This window comes from Micromonospora endophytica (assembly GCF_003236305.1).
GTDB classification, from domain to species: Bacteria; Actinomycetota; Actinomycetes; order Mycobacteriales; family Micromonosporaceae; genus Micromonospora; species Micromonospora endophytica.
Genome location: NZ_POTX01000360.1, coordinates 1 through 4,315, shown reverse-complemented (window position 1 = coordinate 4,315; position 4,315 = coordinate 1). Strand labels below are relative to the sequence as shown.

At 69.6% G+C, this 4,315-nt stretch carries 4 protein-coding genes; 2 read left to right on the top strand and 2 right to left on the bottom strand.

What is annotated here, in order from left to right; translation table 11 throughout:
• Positions 1-179: 179 nt before the first annotated feature.
• Together C1I93_RS28920 and C1I93_RS28915 are read right to left on the bottom strand one after the other, a co-directional pair.
• Entirely contained in the window at positions 180-476 is a 297-nt protein-coding gene (locus C1I93_RS28920; RefSeq protein ID WP_111246428.1) for a DUF2188 domain-containing protein, read from the bottom strand.
• A gap of 46 nt (positions 477-522) precedes the next feature.
• A complete protein-coding gene (locus C1I93_RS28915; RefSeq protein WP_111246427.1) occupies positions 523-1,983 on the bottom strand; it encodes an LVIVD repeat-containing protein in 1,461 nt (486 codons plus the stop codon).
• 264 nt (positions 1,984-2,247) lie between these two features.
• Here C1I93_RS28915 and C1I93_RS28910 point away from each other — a divergent pair, with 264 nt between their 5' ends.
• A complete protein-coding gene (locus tag C1I93_RS28910) occupies positions 2,248-3,510 on the top strand; it encodes a sensor histidine kinase (RefSeq protein ID WP_111246426.1) in 1,263 nt (420 codons plus the stop codon).
• Positions 3,482-4,165, top strand: a complete 684-nt coding sequence (locus tag C1I93_RS28905; protein ID WP_111246425.1) for a response regulator — start codon at positions 3,482-3,484, stop codon at positions 4,163-4,165. Before C1I93_RS28910 ends, C1I93_RS28905 begins: the two co-directional genes overlap by 29 nt.
• Positions 4,166-4,315 lie beyond the last annotated feature (150 nt).

Sequence of the window (4,315 nt, the reverse complement as noted above, 5' to 3'; positions counted from 1 at the left end):
CGGGTGGGCCACCCCTGATGGAGGTCACGGCCGGCCATCCTGACAGGTCCGGCGTACGCCCTCGGTTTCGGCGTCGTCACGGGTGACCGCCGGCACGGCCGGTGGGGGAGTGCGTGGCGACGGCCTGGCGGCAGCACCTGAGGGGATGGTGCCGGCAGGCCGTCGCCGGGACGCGGCGCTCAGCCGACGGGCGGGTACGGGTCGTCCCGGTAGGTGTACTCGGTCTCGATCCGTCCGTCTGTGGTGTGCACCACGAGCTGGCTGGGCTCGTTGCCGTGCGCCACCTGGCGTCCGGCGTCGACCGCGCGCTGCTTGGTGTCGTACGTGCCGACGACGGTGCTGCCCTGCTCGATCTTCCAGCTGTCGCCGTCGGGAACCACGTGGTACTCGGTGCGCGTCATCACCACCACCCCTTCCTCGTCTTCCTCGTCGGCGAGGAGGTACCCCGGGCCGGAATGACGAAACTCGATCGTCAAGCGGCACCGGGCCCGGCATCGCCGGACCCGGTGGTGGCCTGCGTGGTTACCAGCTCAGGTAGCTGGGCTGGCTCTGCACGTTCAACTCGCGGTAGTGGACCAGCTTGGCCGTCCAGACGCGCCAGTCGTTGATGTCGAGCACGTCCAGTCCCTTCTGGATGTCCGAGGAGTAGACGTACCCGTTGTAGTAGTACGCCGACCAGGAGCCGCCCACGACCAGCTGGGTGTCCGACAGCGGGCCCCGCTCCCAGTAGCCGATCTCCTTCGGCTTGCGCGAGTCGGTGAAGTCCCACACCGACACGCCACCCTGATACCACGCCTGGACCATGATGTCCTTGCCGAGGACCGGGATCAGCGAGCCGTTGTGCGCCACGCAGTTCTCGGTGTCGCCGTTGACCCGTGGGATCTTGAAGTAGCTGCGGAAGACCAGCTGGCGGTTGTCGCCGCGACCGGTGATGTCGTAGATGGCGTTGGCGCCCCGGTTCGGGCCGATGGCCTCGTTGCAGGTGGCGCCACCGCCACCACCGAGTTCGTCGGTGAAGACGACCTTGTTGCCGCTGTTGTTGAAGGTGGCCGAGTGCCAGAACGCGAAGTTGGTGGTGTCCCGCACGGTGTGGATCACCCGCGGCGCCTCCCGCTTGGTGATGTCCAGCAGGATCCCGTCGCCCATGCAGGCGCCGGCGGCGAGGTCCCGCTGCGGGTAGACGGTGATGTCGTGGCAGCCGGTGGTCGCGGAGCCGCCCTGCCGGCCCGGGTAACCGCCGTCCGGGAAGAGGTTGGGCGTGGCAACGACGGCGGCGTCGGTCGGCTTGTGCAGCGGCACCTTCACGATGCTTATCGAGTCGTGTGGCGGCTGGCAGTCCGGGAAGGTCGCCTGCGGGCTGTACGAGGAGACGTAGAGGTAGACCGTCTTCTTGTCCTTGCCCGGCACCAGGGTGTGGGTGTGCGAGCCGCAGGCGGTCTCGACCGACTTGATGTAGCGAGGGCTCTTCTTGTCGCGGATGTCGAAGATCTTGATGCCCTCCCACGACTCCTTGATCGCCGCGGACTGGGCGACGCTGCTGCACGAGTCGTCGCTGCGCGAGGAGTCGGTGGAGAGGAACAGCAGGTCGCCGTGGATGGAGATGTCGTTCTGCGAGCCTGGACAGAGCACCTGTGACTCGATCTTCGGTTTGCTCGGCTTCGAGATGTCGTAGATGACGAAGCCGTCGTAGTTGCCGACGTACGCGTACTTGCCCTGGAACGCGATGTCGGTGCCGAGCGCCGAGGTGCTGTCGAAGGGCGCTGCCTTCGGCAGGTTGGCGATCAGCCGGAGGTTGGGGCTGCTGGAGATCTCATCGACCCCGAGGGGTGCGTCCACGGCCGAGGCGGGCTGGACGGCCGTCCGGGTGACCGGCTGCGCGTTGCCGGGTGTGGCGGCGACGGCGCTGCTGGCGAGGAGGAGCCCGATGGCGGTCACACCGACGATACGTAGGTGCCGCCCTCGAGGCAGGGTCAGGTTACCCATTGGCTACGCCCTTCGGAAAGGGAGGGGGAGGATGGTCGTACCTTACTCCCCGACGATACATGTCGATGTGACCCGGATCACGCCAGGAGAGTGCCATTGGTTAGCGTCGATGTCGCTGACCTCGATCCGGCGGGCCGTGACGTAACCGCCCGCCAGGAATGATTGCTGCTCGTCGTAACAAGGGGTCTGCGATGTTAACAGGGGACCCCTGCTATACCGCAGGCGTTAACAGGGGGCCCCTGCTTGCACCTACCCTGAGTGACGATGAGCGCGAGCCCTTTCCGTCGGCCGTGGCGCAGTGTCGTCTTCGACGTGGCCGTCAGCGGCGTGGTGATGCTGTTCGCCGTGACGTTGGCGGCCATCCAGCCGGGCCGCTGGTGGGCGACCGCGATCGGTGTGGCCATGGCCGTGGCCCTGCTGTTCCGCCGGGGCCGGCCGGTGCCGGTGACAGTGGTCGTGGCGCTGCTCGCCTTCGTCCAGGTCGTCCTCGGCTGGGCGCCCATGCCGTACGACGTGGCGGTGTTGATCGCCCTCTACAGCGTGGTCAAGTACGCCGACCGGCTCCGCGACGGCGTGATCGCCGGGATCGTCGCCGCAGTCGGGGTGGTGCTCGCCGCGACGCAGACCTCGGGACAGGTGGCCTGGTACTTCACCGCCATCTACTACGGACTGGTCACCGGGGCGGTCTGGCTGGTGGCGCTGAACGTGCGTACCCGCCGGCTGTACGTGCTCACCCTGGAGGAGCGGGCGGCGACCCTGGAGCGGGAACGCGAGGCCGAGGCGCGGGCGGCGGTGGCCGAGGAACGCACCCGGATCGCCCGGGAACTGCACGACGTGGTGGCGCACGGCATGGCTGTCATGATCGTGCAGGCGGACGGGGCCCGCTTCATGATCGACAAGAGTCCGGAGACGGCCCGCGTCGCGGTCAAGGTCGTGGCGGACACCGGCCGGCAGGCACTGGAGGACATGCGCCGGCTGGTGGGCGTCCTGCGGGAACCCAGCCCACCGGAGTCCGGCGCCGCCGCGTCCGCAGCGGACCCGGCCGACCTCCCGGGACAGCCGGCGGCCGAACCGGTCCACCGACGCCCCGCCGTGACCGAGCTGCCCGCCCTGCTGGACCGGTTCCGCGACGCCGGGTTGCGGGTCGGCTACACGGTCACCGGCGAGATGGCCCCGCTGCCCGCGGCGCTGGAACTGACCGTGTACCGCCTGATGCAGGAGGCGCTCACCAACACACTCAAGCACGCCGGGGTGGGCGCCGCCGTGCACGCCACCCTGACCCACGACGCCGACGCCGTCGAGCTGCGCGTGATCGACGACGGCCGGGGCGGTGGGCCGGTGACGCCGGCGCCGTCCGGCGGGCACGGCCTGATCGGCATGCGGGAACGGGTTTCGGTGTACGCCGGGAGCCTCACCGCCGGTCCCCACCTGGCCGGTGGTTGGCAGGTGCACGCGCGGCTACCGATACCGTCGTGCACCGGGACGGAGGTGATCGCCCATGGCGCTGCGCGTGGTGATCGTGGATGACCAGGCGCTGGTCCGCGCCGGCTTCCGGATGGTGCTGGACTCCCAGCCCGACCTGGAGGTGGTCGGTGAGGCGATCGACGGCGCGGACGCGCTGCGACTGCTCGACCGGGTCGAGGCCGACGTGGTGGTGATGGACATCCGGATGCCCACCATGGACGGGGTGGAGGCCACCCGGCGACTCTGTGCCGACCGGCCGGCGGGGCCACCGAGGGTGCTGGTGCTCACCACGTTCGACACCGAGGCGGACGCGTTCGCCGCGCTGCGGGCCGGAGCGAGCGGCTTCCTGCTCAAGAACGTCCCGCCGGAGGAACTGCTGGCCGCGATCCGGGTGGTCGCCCAGGGAGACTCGGTGGTGGCGCCCTCGATCACCCGGCGGCTGCTCGACCGCTTCGCCGGTCAACTCGGTGCCGGCCCGCAGGAGGACCCCCGGCTGGCCCAGCTCACCGAGCGGGAACGCCAGATCCTGCTGCTTGTCGCCGAGGGCCTGTCCAACCTGGAGATCGCCGGCCGGGTGCACGTCGCCGAGGCGACGGTGAAGACCCACGTGGGCCGGATCCTGGCCAAGCTGCACCTGCGGGACCGGGTGCAGGCGGTGGTGTTGGCCTACGAGAGCGGCCTGGTCACCCCCGGCGTGGCCGACCGGCGTACGACCTGAGGCGTACGGGTTCGCCCCTCCGGGACGACCTGGGACGGACAACCCTCGAGCGCGTGGGTTGATCTCGACGTGGGGCTGCTCTCCATAGCGTCGACAGGTGTCCGAGCACCACCTGTCGTCATGGGAGCAGCACGTGTCTCTCGCCCCACC

Coding starts and splice junctions, on each gene's coding strand:
- C1I93_RS28915 (WP_111246427.1), bottom strand. CDS start 1,983: ATGGGTAACCTGACCCTGCCTCGAGGGCGGCACCTACGTATCGTCGGT.
- C1I93_RS28910 (WP_111246426.1), top strand. CDS start 2,248: ATGAGCGCGAGCCCTTTCCGTCGGCCGTGGCGCAGTGTCGTCTTCGAC.
- C1I93_RS28905 (WP_111246425.1), top strand. CDS start 3,482: ATGGCGCTGCGCGTGGTGATCGTGGATGACCAGGCGCTGGTCCGCGCC.